The sequence below is a fragment of the Sphaerisporangium flaviroseum genome (assembly GCF_039537005.1).
Classification (GTDB): Bacteria; Actinomycetota; Actinomycetes; order Streptosporangiales; family Streptosporangiaceae; genus Sphaerisporangium; species Sphaerisporangium flaviroseum.
The window spans coordinates 921407-939848 of the sequence record NZ_BAAAZR010000001.1 but is presented as its reverse complement, the minus strand read 5'-3'; the positions used below and the strand labels follow the sequence as shown (position 1 = coordinate 939848).

The following is an 18442-nucleotide window of genomic DNA, read 5'->3' as shown; positions in this document are numbered from 1 at the left end:
ATTGCAGCATCAGCGCATATCGTGGATCGGTGCACCCCGATTCACCGATCTCCGCCACCTTGGTCGCATGGGGCAACGCTTGGCTTGCCGGACATGTCGGCCTCGATGAGGCCGTCGACCGGCTGGAGCGTGCGTCGGGACCGCAGGTCGTCTCCAGTGAGGTGACCGAGGTCCCCCTGCGCGGATTCCTCGCCGACCTGCGGGTCGAGGGCATGACCGCCCTGCGCCTGGCCCTGCCCGCCGCGGGCGACCCGCTCGGCCTGACCGGCCCTCCCCCGTTCACCGTGGCCGCCGTCGACGCCGGGCAGGCCGCGACGGCCGTGCTCCCCGGCAGATGTCTGGGCCTCATCCCGTCCATCGACCGCCGAGGGTCGTCCTACTCCGGGATCCGCTGGACCCTGATGGAGGCCGGCACCGCCACCCCGGACGTCCCCGGTCTCGCCGACGCGGAGCACATGCTGACCACGGTCATGCGCTCGGCCACCGACGCGCTGCTCTCGGTCGACGGCCCAGGAAGAGGCCAGCCCTCGATCCACACGGCCGACGAGGGCCTGGCTCCCGGGTACCCCGCCCGCGCGCACCGGGTCGCCGCCCTCACGGCCAGGCTGGCCGCGGTGCTGCGCCTCGCCGACGAGCGTGGGCTCACCTCCGACCAGATCGCCGTGCGCAACCAGGCCCTGCGCGACCTCGACCGCGCCGTACGACGGGCACGCGTGGCCGCGCACAACGCGATCATCGAGCCGCATCGCCCGGCGAACGCCTTCGGCGCCCCTCCGGGCGACCGCCGGTCCCGGCCCGACAGCGCCCAGCCCCGGGGTGTGTAGGCGCCTCACGCGAGCCCGTTACGTACGGCGTACAGTGCCGCCTGCGTGCGATCTTGGACGCCGAGCTTCATCAGCACGTTCGAGACGTGGGTCTTGACCGTCTTCTCGGCGACCGCGAGCTCTCTGGCGATCTCGCGGTTCGACCGGCCGGAGGCGATCAGCGCGAGCACCTCCCGCTCGCGCTCGGTCAGCACGGCGATGGAGGGAGCACCCTCCGGCGCCTTGGACGGGCCGTCGAGCATGGCCTCGGCCGCCTCGGGCGCCAGCAGCACCTGACCTTCGTGCACCGAACGGATGGCCTGCACGAGCGCCCCCGGGTCCACGTCCTTGTACAGGAACCCCGACGCCCCCGACCGCATGGCGGGCGCCACGTCGCCCCTGTCGCTCACCGAGGTGAGCACGATGACCCGTACGCGGAGACCGCGCTCGGACAGCTCGCGCAGGGCTCCGAGGCCGTCCAGCACGGGCATGGTGAGGTCGAGCAGCAGCACGTCGGGGGCCAGCGACGCCACCAGGGACACGGCCTCGGCCCCGTCCGCCGCCTCACCCACGATCTCCAGGTCGTCCTGCAGCTCGAGGAAGGTGTGCAGGCCCTGGCGTACGACGGGATGGTCGTCGGCGATCAGCACCCGGATCATGGCCACACCCGTACGCGCCCGGCGACCGTACGAGTCACGCGGGCACCTCCAGCAGGACGGTCGTCCCGCGGCCGGGGCAGGAGGACACCAGCAGCGAACCGCCGGCCGCCTCCGCCCGGTCTTTCATCGAGAGGAGTCCCAGGCCATGGGAGGTGGGCGGCTCGGTGCCGAACCCGTCCCCGTCGTCCCTCACCTGGAGCCTGAGACATGATCCGGTGGTCTCCAGGCGCACCTCTATGGACGAGGCGTTGGCGTGCCTGAGCGCGTTGTGCAGGGCCTCCTGCGCCACACGCAGCACGGCCACCTCCGTCGCCGGAGGCAGGTCGCAGAGCGGATCGGCCGCGAAGGAGATCGTCACGGGATTGAGGCGGTCGAGCAGGCCGACGTGCTTGCGCAGGGTCTCGGCCAGCCCGTGCCGGTCGAGGTCCGCCGGGCGCAGCTCGACGATCACGGCCCTGAGCTCGGCCAGCGCCTCTCCCGCCAGCCGCTGGACCCGGTCGATCTCGCTCATGGCCCGCTCGGGGTCGGAGGTGACCAGCGAGGCCGCCGCCTGGGCGGTGAGCCGCAGGGAGAACAGCTTCTGGGTCACGGCGTCGTGCAGCTCGCGCGCCATGCGGTTGCGCTCCTCGACGATCGTCAGCTCGCGGCCCCGCTCGTACAGCCGGGCGTTGGTCAGCGCGATCGCCGCGTGCGCGGCGAAGAGGGTGAGCAGGTCCTGGTCCTCCTGCGTGAACCCGCCGGGCGCGCGCTTGTTGGACAGGAAGATGATCCCGAGGACCTGGTCGGCGTCGCGGATCGGCACCCCGATGAAATCCTTGAGCACAGGGTGCGCGCTCGGCCACCAGCCGAACCGGGGGTCCTGGCGGATGTCCGGCAGGCGCACCGGGTCGGCGTCCCGCAGCATCGCGGCCAGCATGCCGTGCTGGCGAGGGAGGGGGCCGATGGCGTCCCACTGCTTGTCGGTGATGCCCTCGGCGACGAACTCCGCGAACGAGCCGTCGTCGTCCGGCACGCCCAGCGCGGCGTAGCGGGCGTCGAGCAGCGCCCGCGCGGAGCGCACGATCACCTGGAGCACCTCGCGGACGGAAAGGTGCCGGGTCACGGCGAGCACCGCGGAGCTGACCGCGTGCAGCACCGCATCGCGCTCCACCACCGGATCCGCCGTCACGCCCTCACTGTAAACGCGATGGGCACGGCACGGCTCCGCCGATGGTCCTAAGCCCATCAGCCCATGCCTTAGCGGCCGCACGCCCGATGTGGTGAGGCCGCCCCGCTCCTAGCGTCGAGGGCATGACAGAAGAGATCCTTTCCTCACGAACAGACGCGGCGACGAGGCTCACCCCGGGCGCTCCGCCCTCACGCCCCACGGCCCTGGTCACCGGGGCCTCCCGCGGCCTCGGCCTCGCCCTGGCTCGCGCCCTGGCCGCCGACGGCTGGCAACTGATCATCACCGCACGTGGCGCCCCCGGTCTGGAGGAGGCCGCACGGCAGACCGGCGCGACGGCGCTCGCCGGGGACGTGGCCGATCCGGAACACCTCGCCCGCCTGGCCCAGGCGGCGTCCGAGCTCGGCGGCCTGGACCTGCTGGTCAACAACGCCGGAGGGCTCGGCGCCGTGCCGCTGCCCTCGCTGGCGGCCTACCCCCTCGACACGCTCACCGACCTGCTGCGTACCAACGTGGTCGCGCCGCTGGCGCTGATCCAGGCGACGATCCGCGGGCTGCGCGAGCGGAGGGGCGCCGTGATCAACATCTCGTCCGACGCGGCGGTGGAGGCGTACGAGGGCTGGGGCGGCTACGGCCTGACCAAGGCGGCGCTCGACCAGCTCTCCCACGTGCTCGCCGTCGAGGAACCGGACCTCGCGGTCTGGTGGGTGGATCCCGGGGAGATGCGCACGCGCATGCTGGTGGACGCCCTCGGCGAGCAGGAGGCGGCGAGCGCGTCCGACCCGGAGGCGGTGGCCCCGTTCCTGGTCGACCTGATCAAGAGGCGGCCCGCCAGCGGCCGGGTGACCCGGTGATCACCTTCGACCTTCCCCGGGTGCGCGAGGCCCACGAGCCGCCGGAGGCACGCGGGCTGGCGCGCGACGCCGTACGCCTGATGGTGACCGCCAAGGACTCCGGGGCCGTCACCCACCACACCTTCACCGATCTGCCCACCCTGCTCCGCCCCGGCGACCTGCTGGTGGTCAACGACTCGGCGACCCTGCCCGCGGCCGTGCGCCTGGACCGGCTCGCCGTCCACTTCTCCACCGAGCGGGAGGACGGCACCTGGCTCGTGGAACTGCGGCGCCGTACGGCCGGCACCACCGGGCCGTACGCCGGGGGCGAGCCCGGCGAGTGGCTGCCGCTCCCCGGAGGCGCCACGCTGCGCCTGCTGGGGCGCGAGACGCCGCGGTTGTGGCGGGCGTCCGTCGACCGGGACATCCCGGGCTACCTGCGGGAGTACGGGGCCCCGATCCGGTACTCCTACGTGGAGCACGACTGGCCGCTGTCGGCTTACCAGACCGTCTTCGGCGTACGGCAGGGCAGCGCCGAGATGCCGAGCGCGGGGCGCCCGTTCAGCCATGAGCTGGTGACCGCGCTGGTCAGCCGGGGCATCGTCATCGCCCCGATCACCCTGCACACCGGTGTCGCCTCGCCGGAGAAGGACGAGCCGCCCTACCCGGAGCGCTTCGCCGTGTCACCGCAGACGGCCCGGCTGGTGAACCAGGCGGAGGGCAGGGTCATCGCCGTGGGCACGACGGTCGTGCGGGCGCTGGAGACGGCGGCGCTGCACGGCACCGGCGAGGTGCGTGCGTCAGAGGGCTGGACCTCCCACATCGTCACCCCGGCCCACGGGGTGCGCGCGGTGGACGGGTTGATCACCGGCCTGCACGAGCCCCGTTCCAGCCATCTGATGATGCTCTCGGCCATCGCCGGCGAGGACCTTCTTTCCCGGTCGTACGAAGAGGCGCTCCGCGAAGGCTATCTGTGGCACGAATTCGGGGACCTCCACATGATCGCGTAATGCCAAATCCGCATAAAGTGATGCACAAGGACGTTCCAATTCGATACATCGATGCGGGACCACGTCACTCTGTCACTTCTACGGGAGATCACCCATGCGACGGCACCTCTCCACCCTCGCTGCCCTCACCCTCGCCGGATCCCTGGCGGGCGCATCGCTCGCCATGCCCGCCACGGCGGCCACCCCCGCCCCCGCGAGCGCCACCCGGACTGTCGCCGCCCCACAGTCCCCGCTCAAGACCGTCGTCCAATGGAACCGGACCGTCCGCCGCGGCGGCACGATCACGTACTCGCTCAAGAGCACCAACAAGGGCGAATGGCCCACGGACCTCGCCGCCATGTTCGGCACCCTGCCCAAGGGCGCCAGCAAGATGCGCGTGGTCTCGAAGGCGTCGTCGACGTTCTGCGACATCAGCGGCCGCGACCTGTTCTGCCTGTTCGACACGATCAAGCCGAACCGCTCGACCAGCCTGAAGGTCAAGGTGTGGCTGAAGCGGAGCACCAAGGGCACCGCCGTGGCCGAGTTCGCCAGCATCTCGGTGGACGTCCCTGAGGGCGTCGACGTCACCAACGAGGAGGAGCTCGAGAAGCTCGACCTCCAGGACGACGTGAAGTTCCACGCGTTCAAGACCAAGATCCTGCGCTGATCGAATCGACGGCGGACCTCACGGGGGCCGCACGGAGCGGCCATCGCCTGCGCGGTGGCCGCTCCGCCGTCTCCAGGCCTCTGCGATCCGGCGTGCGGCCTCACGCGGCGTACACCATCCCGCCCCGGATGCCCGCCAGCGCCGACAGGTCGAACTCCCCGTCGGAGTAGAGCCGGTCCGACCGGCCCGGCCTCTGCCACAACCCATGAAGACATGGACAGATGGCTATCTCCCGTCCGTATGGTGAACCGCTTGCACGCTCACTCTGAGCGGTCGGTAGCGTTGTCCGCGATGAAGCAGCGCACGCTTTTGATCACGCTGACGGGGCCCGACCGGCCTGGAGTGACCTCCCGGTTGTTCACCGTGCTCGCGTCCTTCCCCGTCAACGTCGCCGATGTCGAGCAGGTCGTGATCCGCGGCCGGCTGATCCTCGGCGTCCTCGTCGCGTACGCCGGCGGGCCTCCCACCGGCACCGGCGGCACCCTCGGCGCCATGTGGGCCGCCGTGGAGCGCGTGGCGGAGGACCTCGGCATGGAGGTCGAGCTGACCACCGGTTCCGACCTGAAGGAGAAGCGCCGCAGAGGGCGCCTCCATGTGACCGTCCTCGGCAATCCCCTGCAACCCGCCGCCCTGGCGGGGATCGCGGGCCGCATCGCCGCGGCGGGAGCCAACATCGACCGCATCGAACGGCTGGCGCACCTGCCGATCACCTGCATCGAGCTCGCCATCTCCGGGGCCGACCCCGCCGCCCTTCGCAGCGCGCTGACCGCCGAGGCCGTGCTCCAGCAGGTAGACGTCGCGGTGCAGCGCTCCGGCATCCACCGCAGGGCCAAGCGGCTGATCGTCATGGACGTCGACTCCACGCTCATCCAGGGCGAGGTCATCGAGTTGCTGGCCCACCACGCGGGCTGCATGGACGAGGTCGAGAAGATCACCACCGCCGCGATGCGAGGCGAGCTCGACTTCGCGGCATCCCTGCACGAGCGGGTCGCGCTGCTCGAAGGGCTCCCCGAAAGCGTCTTCGAGCGCGTCCGCAATGAGGTGGTGCTCACCCCGGGCGCCCGCACCCTCGTGCGCACACTCAAGCGGCTCGACTACCGCTTCGCCATCGTCAGCGGCGGCTTCACCCAGATCACCGACTCACTGGTCGCAGAGCTCGGCATCGACTACTCCGCCGCCAACACCCTCGAAGTGGCCGACGGCAAGCTCACCGGCCGCGTGGTGGGGGAGATCGTCGACCGTCCCGGCAAGGCGCGGGCGCTGGAGCGGTTCGCCGAGCAGGCCGGCATCCCGATCAGCCAGACCGTGGCCATCGGCGACGGCGCCAACGACCTCGACATGCTCGCCGCCGCCGGGCTGGGCATCGCCTTCAACGCCAAGCCGGTCGTACGTCAGGCCGCCGACACGGCGCTGAACGTCCCCTACCTCGACGCGATCCTGTACTTGCTCGGGATCTCGCGCGACGAGGTCGAGGCCGCCGACGCCGAGGACGGCCTGGTGCCGAGAAGCCTGGACACGCCCCCGGCCTGATCGTCCCGGGCGCTCAGTCCACCTTGGGGTTCCAGCGGCTCACCAGACGCCCGTCACCAGGGCCCAGGTCGGCCCAGGCGCCTGTCTCGAGCACGGCGAACGCCCCGGGCGGGAAGGCCTCGTCGCTCGTCAGGCTGAGGTTCATGACCAGCTCGTGCACGCCGGGGTTGTGGCCGACGAGCAGCAGCGTCGACACCTCGTCGTCGGTCCTGCCGATGAGCTCGAGCAGCTCGTCGGGGTAGGCCTCGTAGATCTCGCTGTCGAGGTGCACCGGAGCCTGCGGGGCGAGGGCGGCGAGGGCCAGCTCGGCGGTCTGCCTGGTCCTCATGGAGGGCGAGCACAGCACGAGGTCGGGAGACAGGCCCATCCGTTTGAGGGCCTGACCGGCCCGTCCGGCGTCCTGCTCGCCGCGATCGGTCAGGGGACGTTCCCTGTCGGCCAGGCCGGGCACGTGGGCGGCCTTGGCATGTCTCAGGAGGATGAGCGTGTTCACTCCCCCAACTATCCCATTACGCGCGTACGGCTACCGCCCTCCCCGGACGGTAGCCGTACGTTCTTGACTTTCTTGACCTTCTTGCCGGTCTTCGCCTTCCGGCCGACGGCTAGCTCGACACCTTCTCGGTCTCGACCTTCTCGCTGGTGTCACCGTTCGCCGGGGCGATGCTCGTCGAGCGCCGCTTGGAGATGACGATGGCGCCCACGATGATCGCCACCGTGACGATCACCACACCGATGCGCAGCGCGGCGTTGTCGGCGTACGTCACCACGGCGGGGGCGATGAGCAGGGCCACGAGGTTCATGACCTTGATCAGCGGGTTGATCGCCGGGCCGGCGGTGTCCTTGAACGGGTCACCGACGGTGTCACCGATGATCGTGGCCTCGTGCGCGGGCGAACCCTTGCCTCCGTGGTGGCCGTCCTCGACCAGCTTCTTGGCGTTGTCCCAGGCGCCACCGGAGTTGGCCAGGAACACCGCCATCAGCGTGCCGGCGGCGATGGCGCCCGCCAGGTAGGCCCCGAGGGGCGCGTACCCGAAGGCGAAGCCGACCGCGATCGGCGTCATGACGGCCAGCAGGCCGGGCGTGGCCAGCTCCCGCAGCGAGTCACGGGTGCAGATGTCCACCACGCGGCCGTAGTCGGGCAGCTCGGTGCCGGCCATGATGCCCGGCTTGGTGCGGAACTGCTCGCGGACCTCGAAGACGACCCGTCCCGCCGCCCGGCCCACCGCGCTGATCGCGAGCCCGGAGAACAGGAACACGACCGCCGCACCGATGATCAGGCCGACGAGCACGTTCGGAGCGTCCACGCTGAGGCTGAACGAGCTGAACGAGCCCAGGGCCGCCTTCACCCCGGCGCTCGCCTGGGCGAGCTCCAGCTCGACCGCCGTACGGAAGGCGCCGAACAGCGCGGTGGCCGCCAGCACCGCCGTCGCGATCGCGATGCCCTTGGTGATCGCCTTGGTGGTGTTGCCCACCGCGTCCAGCGAGGTCAGGATGCGGGCACCCTCACCCTCGACGTCTCCGGACATCTCGGCGATGCCCTGGGCGTTGTCGGAGACCGGGCCGAACGTGTCCATGGACACGATCACGCCGACCGTCGTGAGAAGGCCGGTGCCTGCCAGGGCGACCGCGAACAGCGCCACGGTGACGTTGCCGAAGCCCAGCAGGAACGCCCCGTACACCGCACCACCGATGAGCAGCGCGGAATACACCGCGGACTCCAGGCCGACGGCGATGCCGGACAGGATGACGGTGGCGGGGCCGGTCAGCGAGCTCTCGCCGATGTCCCTGACCGGGCGGCGGTTGGTCTCGGTGAAGTAGCCGGTGAGCACCTGGATGGCGCTCGCCAGCACCAGGCCGATGAGCACCGCGCCGATCGCGATGAGGCGCGGGTCGGAGCCCAGTCCGGCGATGGCCGGGCTGACCCCGGTGAGCTGCGAGAACGAGCTGGGCAGGTAGGCGAACGCCGCCACCGCCACCAGGACGGCGGAGATCGCCGCGGAGATGAAGAACCCGCGGTTGATGGCCGCCATGCCGTTGCGGTCGCCGCTCCGGGGAGCGGTGGTGAAGATGCCGATGATGGCGGTGAGCACACCGATCATGGGAACGATCAGCGGGAACACCAGGCCCTCGGTGCCGAAGGCGACCTTGCCCAGGATGAGGCTCGCGACCAGCATGACCGCGTACGACTCGAACAGGTCGGCCGCCATGCCGGCGCAGTCGCCCACGTTGTCGCCCACGTTGTCGGCGATGGTGGCGGCGTTGCGGGGGTCGTCCTCGGGGATGCCCTGCTCGACCTTGCCGACCAGGTCGGCGCCCACGTCTGCGGCCTTGGTGAAGATGCCTCCGCCGACTCGCATGAACATCGCGAGGAGCGCGGCGCCGAAGCCGAAACCTTCGAGGACGCTCGGAGCGTCGCCCTTGTAGATGAACACGACGACCGCGGCACCCAGCAGGCCGAGCCCGACGGTGAACATGCCCGCCACACCACCGGTGCGGAAGGCGATCCGCATCGCGACCTTCTCCCCCGCCTCACGGGCGGCGGCGGCGACACGCACGTTTCCACGCACGGCCAGCCACATGCCGATGAAACCGGTCAATGCGGAGAACAGCGCACCGACCACGAAGAAGGCCGAGCGGCCGATGGCCACGCTGGTCGACGCGGCGGGAAGTAGGAACAGCAGGAAAGGAATGAGTACGACAAAGACAGCAAGTGTCCTGAACTGCCGCGTGAGATACGCGGCCGCGCCTTCTTGCACGGCGCGGGCGATGTTCTGCATGCGCTCGGTGCCCTGATCGGCAGCGAGAACCTCGCGTACGAGGCCACCTGCGACGGCGAGCGCGAGCAACGCCACAGCGGCGACCACGATCACGATGGTGAGATGGGAACCACTAAGGGATACCGCTGCGGCATCGTCAGCGGCTAGATAGAGCCTAGACATCCGTCCTCCTCGGCCAGACGGGTAGGTCCACGCTCGGAACGCGCTGCGAAGTCAGTCGGGGGGCGGCGCGCATCCGAGCTGGATTGGCAGTGCCGCTTCCGGTAATCGTCCGCAGACCTTCCCGCAGGGCGCCGTCGATCTGCGGGGACAAAACCTTGGCCGGTCCCGGGAGTCTACGCAGGCACGCGGAAGATATGAAGCCTCTTCCGCCAGCCAATTGGGGATCCGTCCAGTAAGCCGTGAGGCTTTGCCCTGCATCAACGCGGTTTTCCCAGGCCAGAGCGGCAAGACGTCCGAATTACGGACAGGCATCTATTGCCAAATTATTAGGTCCGTTATTCCTTCGGCCACGCCGGAAAGCCCCACGAGGGGGCTGATGGGGGTGGGCGACGGCGTCGCACGGGATGCCTGGAGTCACGGCGCACCTGTACGGACGGCGGCGATGGCGACCCCGTCAACAGAGGCGCTGGGGGCACCCGACCTGCTTAGGCGCCAGGGGTGTCCTATGCGGCTAGGGAATCCGCAGAGGTGCCGGGAGGTGTCCGACCTGCCTTGGGTGCCAACCTGGCTGAGACCTGGCTGAGGAACCACAGAGGCGTCAAAGGCCCCGGCCGGGCTCGGAGATCCGGCGAAGGTACCGGGATCCACCCGACCTGCCTGGGGATGTACAGAGGCGCCGGGGGGCCTGCCTGGGGATGCGCAGAGGCGCCGGGGGGCGCCCGACCTGGCTCGGGTAATGGCCCGAGCTGGTCGGTCGGGCGTCCGACCGCTTTCAAGCAGCCTGACCGATGGGGTCACTTCAGGCGAGCCCGAGGTGCCCGTGAGGCGCCTGACGAGAGATCACCACGAGGCTGAACCATCACCAAGGGAATGAGTCAGCACCCCAAGGTCCACCCAGGGATGAGTCATCTCCCCAAGGTCGAGTTCCAACCCAAGGTTGAGCGATCTCCCCCATGCGACCCTTCGGGTGGCCGCTTCAGGCGGTGGCGAAACCGGTGGCGGCCGCGGGCCAGCTCATCCTGATCCGCAGACCTTTGGCACTCGGATACACCTCGACGTCATCCGCCAGTGCGGCGATGACGGCGATGCCGAACCCGGACATCAGCGTGTCGGCGGGGAGCAGGCTGGCCAACGCAGTGCCGTTGACGGCCGCCGGCGGCCCCTCCTCATCGTTGTATGCCTGATCCAGATCGTCACTCGGTGCCGAGTCGGTGACCGTGACCTCGAAGCGTCCCGACTCGTCGCACAACTCGATGCGAATGGGCTCGCCGGGGCAGTGAACGCGATGTGCCTCCACTGCCCGCGAGCAGGCCTCACCCACAGCGAGCCGTACTTCGTCCAGCAACGCCTCCGCGACCCCTGTGCGACGGGCGATGGCCGTGGCGACCAAACGCGCCGTGCGCACGTGAGCCGGCAGTGCGCTGAACGTCAGCTCGACGGTGGCCATGACTACTTGTCTCGGCCGTGAGCTTCCTTGGCCTCTTCGACCGAGGCGTAAATCCCGAAGACCTTCGTAAGACCGGTGATCCGGAAGATCTTCAGAATGCGCTCCTGCGTACAGACGAGCTCCAGGGAGCCGTCGTGCGCACGAACGCGCTTGAGCCCGCCGACCAGGACACCAAGTCCAGTTGAATCCAGGAAGTCCACCTTCTCCATGTTCACGAGCAGGTGGAAGTTACCCTTGTTGACCAGGTCGATCAGCAGCTCACGCAGCCTCGGCGCGGTATAGACATCGATCTCACCCTCGACTTCCACGATGGTGAGTCGGTCTTCAGTGTGGTGGTCCAACTTCAGATCCACAGATCCTCCAGCGCCTTGCCTGCCGAGTCCACGACGAGGGGTCTGACATGCTGGGACCCCAAGTCCCAGCGCGCAATACCCTGACGCGCGGCATTCAACCACGCCCCGTCTTCGTGTCTATACGAAATCACGACTCCGGGCGACTCTCCCCCAAGATGCCAAACTGGAAACCAGTGACTCCGACTACATCACCCTCACGGCGAGCCGGTCCGATCCTCGCTCGCCTGCTCGCCGTGCCCGCACGCCGTGAACGTGTCACCCACGTAGAATACGTCCCCGCACGTCAGGCGGGTGCGGGCGAGTGGCCCGACTGGGTCGGCGAGCTCCTTATCAGCCGTCTGCGAAATCAGGGCGTCGAGGGCCTCTGGGAGCACCAGGCGGCCGCCGCCGAGCTGGCTCATCGTGGCCAAAACGTGATCATTGCCACAGGGACCGCCTCGGGAAAATCTCTCGCCTACCTGGTGCCGGCCGTCTCGGAGATACTCTCCGGGGGTTCGGTCCTCTACCTGACGCCCACCAAGGCGCTCGCGGCCGATCAGCTGCGAGCGGTGAGAGATCTCAAGCTCGCACAGGTGCGGGCCGCCACCTACGACGGGGACACCCCGCCCGATGAACGTCTCTGGGTTCGCCGGCACGCCAACTACGTGTTGACCAACCCCGACATGCTCCACCGGTCGATGCTGCCCCACCACTCGGCGTGGTCCTCCTTCTGGCGGCGGCTGAAGGTGGTGGTCATCGACGAGTGCCACGGGTACCGCGGGGTGTTCGGCTCCCACGTCGCCCAGATCGTGCGCCGCCTGCGCCGCATCTGCGGCAAATACGGCTCCCACCCGGTGTTCATCCTCGTCTCCGCCACTGTCAGCGACCCCGCGACTGCGGCGATGCGCCTGACGGGCCTTGAGATGGCCGAGGTGACGACGGACGCCTCTCCCCGGGGTTCGACCACCTTCGCGCTGTGGGAACCGCCTCTGACGGACCTGCGGGGCGAGGGCGGCGCCCCGGTCAGGCGCACGGTGACGGCCGAGACGGCCGACCTGCTGTCCGACCTGGTGGTCGACGATGTCAGGACGCTCGCCTTCGTCCGGTCCCGCCGTGCCGCCGAGTCCGTCTCGTTGATCGCTCGCGGTAATCTGGAGGAGATCTCTCCCGAGCTTCCTGGCCGGGTGGCCGCCTACCGTGCCGGATACCTGGCCGAAGACAGGCGCGTGCTGGAGAAGGCGCTCAGATCGGGCGCGATCGTGGGACTGGCCACCACCAACGCCCTCGAACTGGGCATCGACGTGTCCGGCCTGGACGCCGTGCTCATCGCCGGATGGCCGGGCACCCGCGCATCCCTGTGGCAGCAGGCCGGGCGGGCCGGGCGTGACGGCCAGGACGCCCTCGCGGTGCTGATCGCCCGTGACGACCCGCTGGACACGTATCTCGTCCACCACCCGGAGGCCCTCTTCGGCCGGCCGGTGGAGGCGATCGTGCTCGACCCGGACAACCCATACGTCCTCGGGCCTCACCTGTGCGCGGCGGCGGCCGAGATCCCCCTGACCGAGGCGGACCTTCCCGTGTTCGGCCCCACTTCCGAAGAGGTCCTCGACGACCTCGTACGGCAGGGCATGCTGCGGCGGCGCCCCCAGGGATGGTTCTGGACCCGCCGCGAACGCGCCGCGAACCTGGCCGACATCAGGGGATCCGGCGGCGCACCCGTACAGGTCGTGGAGTCCTCCACCGGGCGGCTGCTCGGCACCGTCGACGAGCCCTCCGCCCACACGTCCGTGCACACCGGCGCCGTCCATCTTCACCAGGGCGACACCTACCTTGTCGAGTTGTTGGACCTGGACGCCGGCGTCGCCCTGGTCTGCGGCGCCGATCCCGACTACTCCACCTTCGCCAGAGACGTCACGGACATCTCGGTCCTGGAGTCCCTGCGGTCCCACCCCTTCGGGCCGGGTGAGCTGCACTTCGGGACCGTGGAGGTGACCCGGCAGGTCGTCTCGTTCCTGAAACGCCGGGTCCAGAGCGGCGAGGTCCTTGGGGAGGAGCCCCTGGACCTGCCGCCTCGCACCCTGCGCACCCGGGCCGTGTGGTGGACCCTGCCCGATGCCGCCGTGGCCCCCCTCCTCGCCGAGGGCCTGGACCTCGGCGGCGCGGCACACGCGGCGGAGCACGCCTCCATCGGTCTGCTCCCGCTATTCGCCACCTGCGATCGCTGGGACATCGGCGGGGTCTCCACCGAGCTGCATCCCGACACCGGCCTGCTGACTGTGTTCGTGTACGACGGTCACGAGGGAGGAGCCGGATTCGCCGAACGCGGCTACGCGCGCGCCCTCGACTGGCTCACCGCCACGCGTGAGGCCATCGCCGCCTGCGAGTGCGAACGCGGCTGCCCCTCATGCATCCAGTCCCCCAAGTGCGGCAACGGCAACGAGCCCCTCGACAAACGAGGCGCCATCCACCTCCTGAACATCCTCCTGACCACCCCCTGACCCTCCTACGACCCTCGCCCCGGCCCGCTGATGGGGCAGTGCTTCTGTGTGGCGTACCGACTGATCTCAGGCGACGGGAAAGTCGGTCGCCGCCCAGTTCGGAACGGCGGTCATGCTTAGGACCGACATGGCGGTCAGGCTCAGGACCGACATGGCGGTCAGGCTCAGGACCGACATGGCGGTCAGGCTCAGGACCGACATGGCGGTCAGGCTCAGGACCGACGTGACTGTCAGGCGCCGTTACGGCCACGCGGGCCGGTGTAGTCGTCATCGTCCTCGCCCCAGAAGTCCTTCGCACCCGGCAGGGGTCGCTGCCAGAAGCCGCTGTCCTCCATTGATCGGGGCTGAGAAGGCAGGTAGTCGTCCCAGCGGTCTCCCGTTCGCACGACGACCGAGGACACGATGGCGATCTCTGACTCCGGCCGCACGCGCGGAAGCGCCAACCGTACGGGCTCCCGCACAGGCTCGACACGAGCGGAAACGACCTTCTGAGCGACCTCAGAAGACTCCTGCATCTCCTCAACGGAGTCGACCGGCTCCCGACCACCACTGAGCGAAGCCGACGGCGTAACGGAAGACGATGAAGCAGGTAAAGACGGTGAAGTAAGCGAAGATGATGGAGTAAGAGACGACGACGGAGTAGGTCGGGACGATGGAGTAGGTGAAGTCGACGAATCCGGCTTGTCGGTGACCTCCTGCGCCGGACGGGGTTTTGCCACGGCGAGGATCACCGCCGGCCGCCGCACCCTGCTCGGAGAGGCTGAAGAAGCCGCAGATACAGAGGCTGCCGCGCTCGCCACACCAGGCGCCGGCCGCCCCGCCTCACCGGTCCGCCCCGCCTCTGCGGTCCGCCCGGCCCTTACTGTCCGGCCGGCTTCTCCAGTCCGCGCGGCTCCGGTCCGAGCCTCGGCGGTGCGCCCCGCTTCTGCTGTTCGCCCGGCCTCTCCGGTCCGCCCGGCTGCCTCTGCGGTTCGTGCCGTGGCATCCGTCCGAGGTGGCGCCTCAGTCCGTAGTGACGGCTCACCGGCTGATAGTGGCGCGCCGGTTCGAGGTGACGCGCCAGTCCCGGTGCTCATAGCGGCGCGCGCCGTACCGGCCCGTGGAGTCGTGTCCATTGAGGGTGCGGCATCCGTCCGCTTGGTCGAACCTGTCGAAAACGCCGCGCCAGTCCGCTTAGAAGCGTTTGCTGTCGGCGCGGTGATCGCGGCCAGTCCGACCGTGGCCACACCGGCGCGGGCCGTCTCGGTGACGGCCGCCGCCGCTTTGGCACTGGCGCTTCCAACTGGCGTACTCCCCGCGCCGGCGAGCGCAACACCCCGCCTGCGCATCCAAGCGCCCATTTGAGCGCCGACCAGAAGAAGGATCAGGCCAACCGCGATCAAGATGCCGTAGTTCACGCCCCCGAACGGGCCGTTCGCCGCCTGGGTGGTCACCTCGGTGGTCGACGGGAGCGCCTCCGGCTGGGATCGAGAGGACTCGGACCCCTCATCGCCCGGAGCCTGGGTACTGGTGTCGAGCGGCGGCAGCGCCAGCGAACCGTCCCCTTTCGTGCCGCTCTTAGGGATGGCGGGCAGCTTCGGCACGGCCGTCGGAACTCCGGTGAAGTTCTGTGCACGAGGCGCCTTGGTCGCAGGCGGGCTAGTCCGCTTGCCGGACGGCAACTGCGGCAACGACTGCACGCCCTGGGAGTCCTGCTTGGTGGACGTGGGCTTCGGTTGCCGGGTCGCGGTCGCCTTCGGCTTGGCCGCCGCGGGAACGGCGACGAAAGCGGCACCGGAGTCGCCGGACGCGAGGCTGCCGCCGGAACCGTCTCCCCGGAACGCGCGGACCGTGAAGCCCACCCGCTGACCGGCCGCGTTGGCGGGAACGGCCAGTGACGCCTGGCACATCGTCCCGGAGCACGCGGTGTCCACAGGCAGCGAACCCACCTTGCCGGTCTGGCTCGTGGAGATCTCGTACGACTGCAGGTCAGGCTCGGATCCCTTCGCCCACGAGACCTGGACCTTGCCCGCCCCTTGGAGGTTCGCCGTGACGCCAGAGGGCGCCGACGGCGGCACCTTCAACTGGAAGGTGCGAGTCTCGTACGTCCTGTTGCTGATCTCACCGACGAGGACCACCTTGTAGGTGCCGTTCGGCGCTGTGTCGGCATTGAATGATCCGGTAAGCGTCTGGTTGGCTCCGCCCTGGGCTATCCGCTCGCGCCCTGCTGCGCTTTCGACGTACAAGCCCATGTCGAGCTGGAGAAGCCCCGTCCGCGCCGAGACCGGCACCGACTTATCGGTGACCACCTGACCGTCCGAAGGCGAGATGATCCCCTCGTCGGCGCGAGCGCTCGCGGGGGTCGAGGTGGCGAGCACCGCGAATCCGATCACGAGCGGCGTGATCGCCACCACGGTCACCAGCCTGCGAACCGTCGTCACGACGCTCCCTTTCGTCGAGAACCGGCAGGCACCCGCTCATGGCGGGTAGCTCCCGATGACCTGACGTGCCAGTCCCCCGAGTGTTTCCGAACCGATGGGGCACCGGCTCGGCCCTCGTTCAACGACCGTGAGCGGAGGCGCCCCTGGCAGGTTCTCAGAAGCCCGCCGGCCCACAGGCCGGATTACCTAGATCTGGTGTGCAAGTACGCGTGAACCAAGTAAGCGGCACCTTATGTGATGACCGACACTCTTGGACATCTAGTCCAACGAGTCGTAATTCGATCGCGACCTTGCCCCATACTTCCCGCTGTTACCACTTTGACCGGATCGCCTCCGAACACAACGGGGGGCTCCCTGGGCACCTCCCTTACACCACAGGCCCTCCCGTTTGATCAAGCCCCAACCGATAACACTCGTGTTGAACACATCTATGGCGAGCTACTCAAACAGCCACCGGCAGTACGGGTTCATCAGCCCCAACAGGGCAGCTCTGACACCCGACCCATCGGCGAGACTTCTAGTTACCCAGGACCGGCACGATCCTGACCGCGGGTAGTTACCGAGGACCAGCGAGCCTGAGCGAGGCTACTTACCAGACCGGCACGAGCCTGAGCGGCGGGTACCTACCTAGGACCGGCACGAGCCTTAGCGAGGGCGGAACGCCTGCCCAACCCAGGAAGCGCCCAGTGGACGGTGACGCGAACATCGACAACTCCCTCGTGAACTTCACAACTTGTGAGCGAGGCGTGATTGGCTTCAGCCAGGTCATGCGCGCGCCGGCACGCTTTCTCTGGAGCGGCGAATGCCAGAGCAGCGGCCGCCAGAGCGCTGAGGTCGGCGGCCGATTGAGCACGATGACGCGCTACTCGAGCCGATCCCGCGAACAGCAGGGTTATCGCCAGGAACCAGATCAATCCCATGAACGCGAGAACCCAAATCGTCCCTGACCCGCGATCTTCCGACATATCTTCACCCCCAATCCACACCTCAACCAGCCCAACCAGGACTCCCGGAAACCGACGCCCACCAGCACAACCGCTCCTACCGGCCTCTAGTCCCCGTACTGAATGGGAGCAGCTACCAGACAGCAGAGGGTGCGTCGCTCCTCATTTCTCAGCTTGTAATTCCGGCTTTCGGGTCACCCTCTATCGGAAGTGCGTCTCGAATTCTGATCATCGAGAAGTAAGTCGGTGGTTTCCTTGAGGGAAGAACTGTCTGCTCCAGGCTCTGTGGCGGATATCGCCGAGGCGCTCACCGCGACCGCTGGCACTGCGATCATCCAGTCCGGCCGGATCGAGGCCGAGACAGTCACCCGGCTGAGCTTGGAATCTCGTGCCACTGAGACGGCGGATCCAATAGGCGCTGCGCGACTCGCCGCCTCTCGTACCGCTTCGAGCAGCTCGCCCCTAGCAGCGGCTCTGGCCCCCGACCGGGCGGCGTCGACGCACTGCAGTTGGGCCGACACGGCAGCGACCCCCCACAGCGCGGCTCCGAGCACCAGCGTCAGCGATGGAAGCCCCACCGCTATCTCTGCCGTGACCGAACCTGTGTCAGATCGCGCCCAGGCACGACGCCAAGACCGAACTCGCTTCCAGGCACCATGCCCAGATCGAAGTCGCTCCCAAGCACCATGCCCCCGTCGAACTCGCTCCCAGGCACCCCGCCAAGGCCGAACTCGCTCCCAGGCGCCATGCAAAGACCGAAGTCGTTCCCGGACGCCGCGCCAAGGCCGAATTCGCTTCCAAGGGGCACGCAAAGGCCGACCAGCCCACGGAGCGCGCGGACAGAGTCTCCAGAATTCCATGATCTTGACGCTCCCCCTCGAGATCGATCCGCTCTTTCGTGGACTGACGAATTCATGGGCTGACGCGTGAACTTCAGGCCGCCGCCGGCCCAACTCGGTCTCGCCACGCTTCACACACCTGGGCGCAGGCGGTCACGCCCACAGCCACCTCGAAAACCGGGATCCCGCTTGCACCAGATCTCACCGAATGGTGGTTCTGGACGAGGAGGCGGCCTCCGCGTCCGCGACCCACACCGCGCAGAGCAGCGTGCACCCCTACCGCCAGACAGCGAAGGCTCGAGCAGACACCGGCGGCGGAGGCTGATCAAGGCACGCACGGCGGTGGAGGCTCGATCGCTGCACCCCGGCGTCGTGGC

At 68.9% G+C, this 18442-nt stretch carries 16 protein-coding genes; 6 read left to right on the top strand and 10 right to left on the bottom strand.

Annotated elements, in window-relative coordinates:
- The first annotated feature begins 29 nt into the window (after positions 1 to 29).
- Complete coding sequence (locus tag ABD810_RS04385) at positions 30 to 824, top strand: hypothetical protein (protein ID WP_344934479.1); 795 nt, start codon at positions 30 to 32, stop codon at positions 822 to 824.
- A 5-nt stretch (positions 825 to 829) separates the two neighbouring features.
- Here ABD810_RS04385 and ABD810_RS04380 read toward each other — a convergent pair whose 3' ends face one another.
- Together ABD810_RS04380 and ABD810_RS04375 are read right to left on the bottom strand one after the other, a co-directional pair.
- Positions 830 to 1462 carry a response regulator gene (locus ABD810_RS04380; protein ID WP_344934477.1) on the bottom strand — a complete coding sequence of 211 codons (633 nt, stop codon included), beginning with the start codon at positions 1460 to 1462 and terminating at the stop codon, positions 830 to 832.
- Between the two features lie 34 nt (positions 1463 to 1496).
- A complete protein-coding gene (locus ABD810_RS04375; RefSeq protein ID WP_344934474.1) occupies positions 1497 to 2630 on the bottom strand; it encodes a GAF domain-containing sensor histidine kinase in 1134 nt (377 codons plus the stop codon).
- A gap of 122 nt (positions 2631 to 2752) precedes the next feature.
- Here ABD810_RS04375 and ABD810_RS04370 point away from each other — a divergent pair, with 122 nt between their 5' ends.
- The 4 genes from ABD810_RS04370 (at position 2753) to serB (ending at position 6646) form a co-directional block, all read left to right on the top strand.
- The gene (locus ABD810_RS04370; protein ID WP_344934471.1) at positions 2753 to 3481 is read left to right on the top strand and encodes an SDR family NAD(P)-dependent oxidoreductase; all 729 of its coding nucleotides are present in this window, start codon (positions 2753 to 2755) and stop codon (positions 3479 to 3481) included.
- Positions 3478 to 4470, top strand: coding sequence for an S-adenosylmethionine:tRNA ribosyltransferase-isomerase (locus ABD810_RS04365; RefSeq protein ID WP_344934469.1), 993 nt, complete (start codon positions 3478 to 3480; stop codon positions 4468 to 4470). Before ABD810_RS04370 ends, ABD810_RS04365 begins: the two co-directional genes overlap by 4 nt.
- Before the next feature lie 94 nt (positions 4471 to 4564).
- Entirely contained in the window at positions 4565 to 5116 is a 552-nt protein-coding gene (locus ABD810_RS04360; RefSeq protein ID WP_344934467.1) for a hypothetical protein, read from the top strand.
- Between the two features lie 291 nt (positions 5117 to 5407).
- Positions 5408 to 6646 (top strand): phosphoserine phosphatase SerB, encoded by a 1239-nt coding sequence (gene serB / locus ABD810_RS04355; RefSeq protein WP_344934465.1) that lies wholly within the window; start codon positions 5408 to 5410, stop codon positions 6644 to 6646.
- Between the two features lie 13 nt (positions 6647 to 6659).
- Here serB and ABD810_RS04350 read toward each other — a convergent pair whose 3' ends face one another.
- From ABD810_RS04350 to ABD810_RS04335, 4 genes are all read right to left on the bottom strand, one after another.
- Complete coding sequence (locus ABD810_RS04350) at positions 6660 to 7139, bottom strand: SixA phosphatase family protein (protein WP_344934463.1); 480 nt, start codon at positions 7137 to 7139, stop codon at positions 6660 to 6662.
- Between the two features lie 109 nt (positions 7140 to 7248).
- Positions 7249 to 9585 carry a sodium-translocating pyrophosphatase gene (locus tag ABD810_RS04345; protein ID WP_344934461.1) on the bottom strand — a complete coding sequence of 779 codons (2337 nt, stop codon included), beginning with the start codon at positions 9583 to 9585 and terminating at the stop codon, positions 7249 to 7251.
- Positions 9586 to 10561: 976 nt separating this feature from the next.
- The gene (locus ABD810_RS04340) at positions 10562 to 11032 is read right to left on the bottom strand and encodes an ATP-binding protein (protein WP_344934460.1); all 471 of its coding nucleotides are present in this window, start codon (positions 11030 to 11032) and stop codon (positions 10562 to 10564) included.
- 2 nt (positions 11033 to 11034) lie between these two features.
- Complete coding sequence (locus ABD810_RS04335) at positions 11035 to 11385, bottom strand: STAS domain-containing protein (protein WP_114029683.1); 351 nt, start codon at positions 11383 to 11385, stop codon at positions 11035 to 11037.
- Between the two features lie 155 nt (positions 11386 to 11540).
- Between ABD810_RS04335 and ABD810_RS04330 the strand changes: the two genes are divergently transcribed.
- Positions 11541 to 13862, top strand: a complete 2322-nt coding sequence (locus tag ABD810_RS04330; RefSeq protein WP_425566846.1) for a DEAD/DEAH box helicase — start codon at positions 11541 to 11543, stop codon at positions 13860 to 13862.
- Positions 13863 to 13928: 66 nt separating this feature from the next.
- On the opposite strand, the gene ABD810_RS04325 is transcribed toward ABD810_RS04330, so the two are convergent.
- The 4 genes from ABD810_RS04325 to ABD810_RS04310 all read right to left on the bottom strand — a co-directional run bounded on the left by ABD810_RS04325 (position 13929) and on the right by ABD810_RS04310 (position 18086).
- On the bottom strand, positions 13929 to 14063 hold the full coding sequence (locus tag ABD810_RS04325; protein WP_344934455.1) for a hypothetical protein: 135 nt from the start codon (positions 14061 to 14063) through the stop codon (positions 13929 to 13931).
- A 29-nt stretch (positions 14064 to 14092) separates the two neighbouring features.
- Positions 14093 to 16282, bottom strand: a complete 2190-nt coding sequence (locus ABD810_RS04320) for a phage tail protein (RefSeq protein ID WP_344934453.1) — start codon at positions 16280 to 16282, stop codon at positions 14093 to 14095.
- A gap of 623 nt (positions 16283 to 16905) precedes the next feature.
- On the bottom strand, positions 16906 to 17202 hold the full coding sequence (locus ABD810_RS40940; protein ID WP_425566845.1) for an Rv3654c family TadE-like protein: 297 nt from the start codon (positions 17200 to 17202) through the stop codon (positions 16906 to 16908).
- A 218-nt stretch (positions 17203 to 17420) separates the two neighbouring features.
- Positions 17421 to 18086 carry a TadE family type IV pilus minor pilin gene (locus ABD810_RS04310; protein WP_344934449.1) on the bottom strand — a complete coding sequence of 222 codons (666 nt, stop codon included), beginning with the start codon at positions 18084 to 18086 and terminating at the stop codon, positions 17421 to 17423.
- Positions 18087 to 18442: the final 356 nt, after the last annotated feature.

What these genes read in the sequence shown, in the direction of transcription:
- ABD810_RS04380 (WP_344934477.1), bottom strand. Translation starts at nt 1,462, where the DNA reads ATGATCCGGGTGCTGATCGCCGACGACCATCCCGTCGTACGCCAGGGC.
- ABD810_RS04370 (WP_344934471.1), top strand. Translation starts at nt 2,753, where the DNA reads ATGACAGAAGAGATCCTTTCCTCACGAACAGACGCGGCGACGAGGCTC.
- ABD810_RS04360 (WP_344934467.1), top strand. Translation starts at nt 4,565, where the DNA reads ATGCGACGGCACCTCTCCACCCTCGCTGCCCTCACCCTCGCCGGATCC.
- serB (WP_344934465.1), top strand. Translation starts at nt 5,408, where the DNA reads ATGAAGCAGCGCACGCTTTTGATCACGCTGACGGGGCCCGACCGGCCT.
- ABD810_RS04345 (WP_344934461.1), bottom strand. Translation starts at nt 9,585, where the DNA reads ATGTCTAGGCTCTATCTAGCCGCTGACGATGCCGCAGCGGTATCCCTT.
- ABD810_RS04340 (WP_344934460.1), bottom strand. Translation starts at nt 11,032, where the DNA reads ATGGCCACCGTCGAGCTGACGTTCAGCGCACTGCCGGCTCACGTGCGC.
- ABD810_RS04330 (WP_425566846.1), top strand. Translation starts at nt 11,541, where the DNA reads ATGCCAAACTGGAAACCAGTGACTCCGACTACATCACCCTCACGGCGA.
- ABD810_RS04325 (WP_344934455.1), bottom strand. Translation starts at nt 14,063, where the DNA reads ATGTCGGTCCTGAGCCTGACCGCCATGTCGGTCCTGAGCCTGACCGCC.
- ABD810_RS40940 (WP_425566845.1), bottom strand. Translation starts at nt 17,202, where the DNA reads ATGGGATTGATCTGGTTCCTGGCGATAACCCTGCTGTTCGCGGGATCG.
- ABD810_RS04310 (WP_344934449.1), bottom strand. Translation starts at nt 18,086, where the DNA reads ATGGAATTCTGGAGACTCTGTCCGCGCGCTCCGTGGGCTGGTCGGCCT.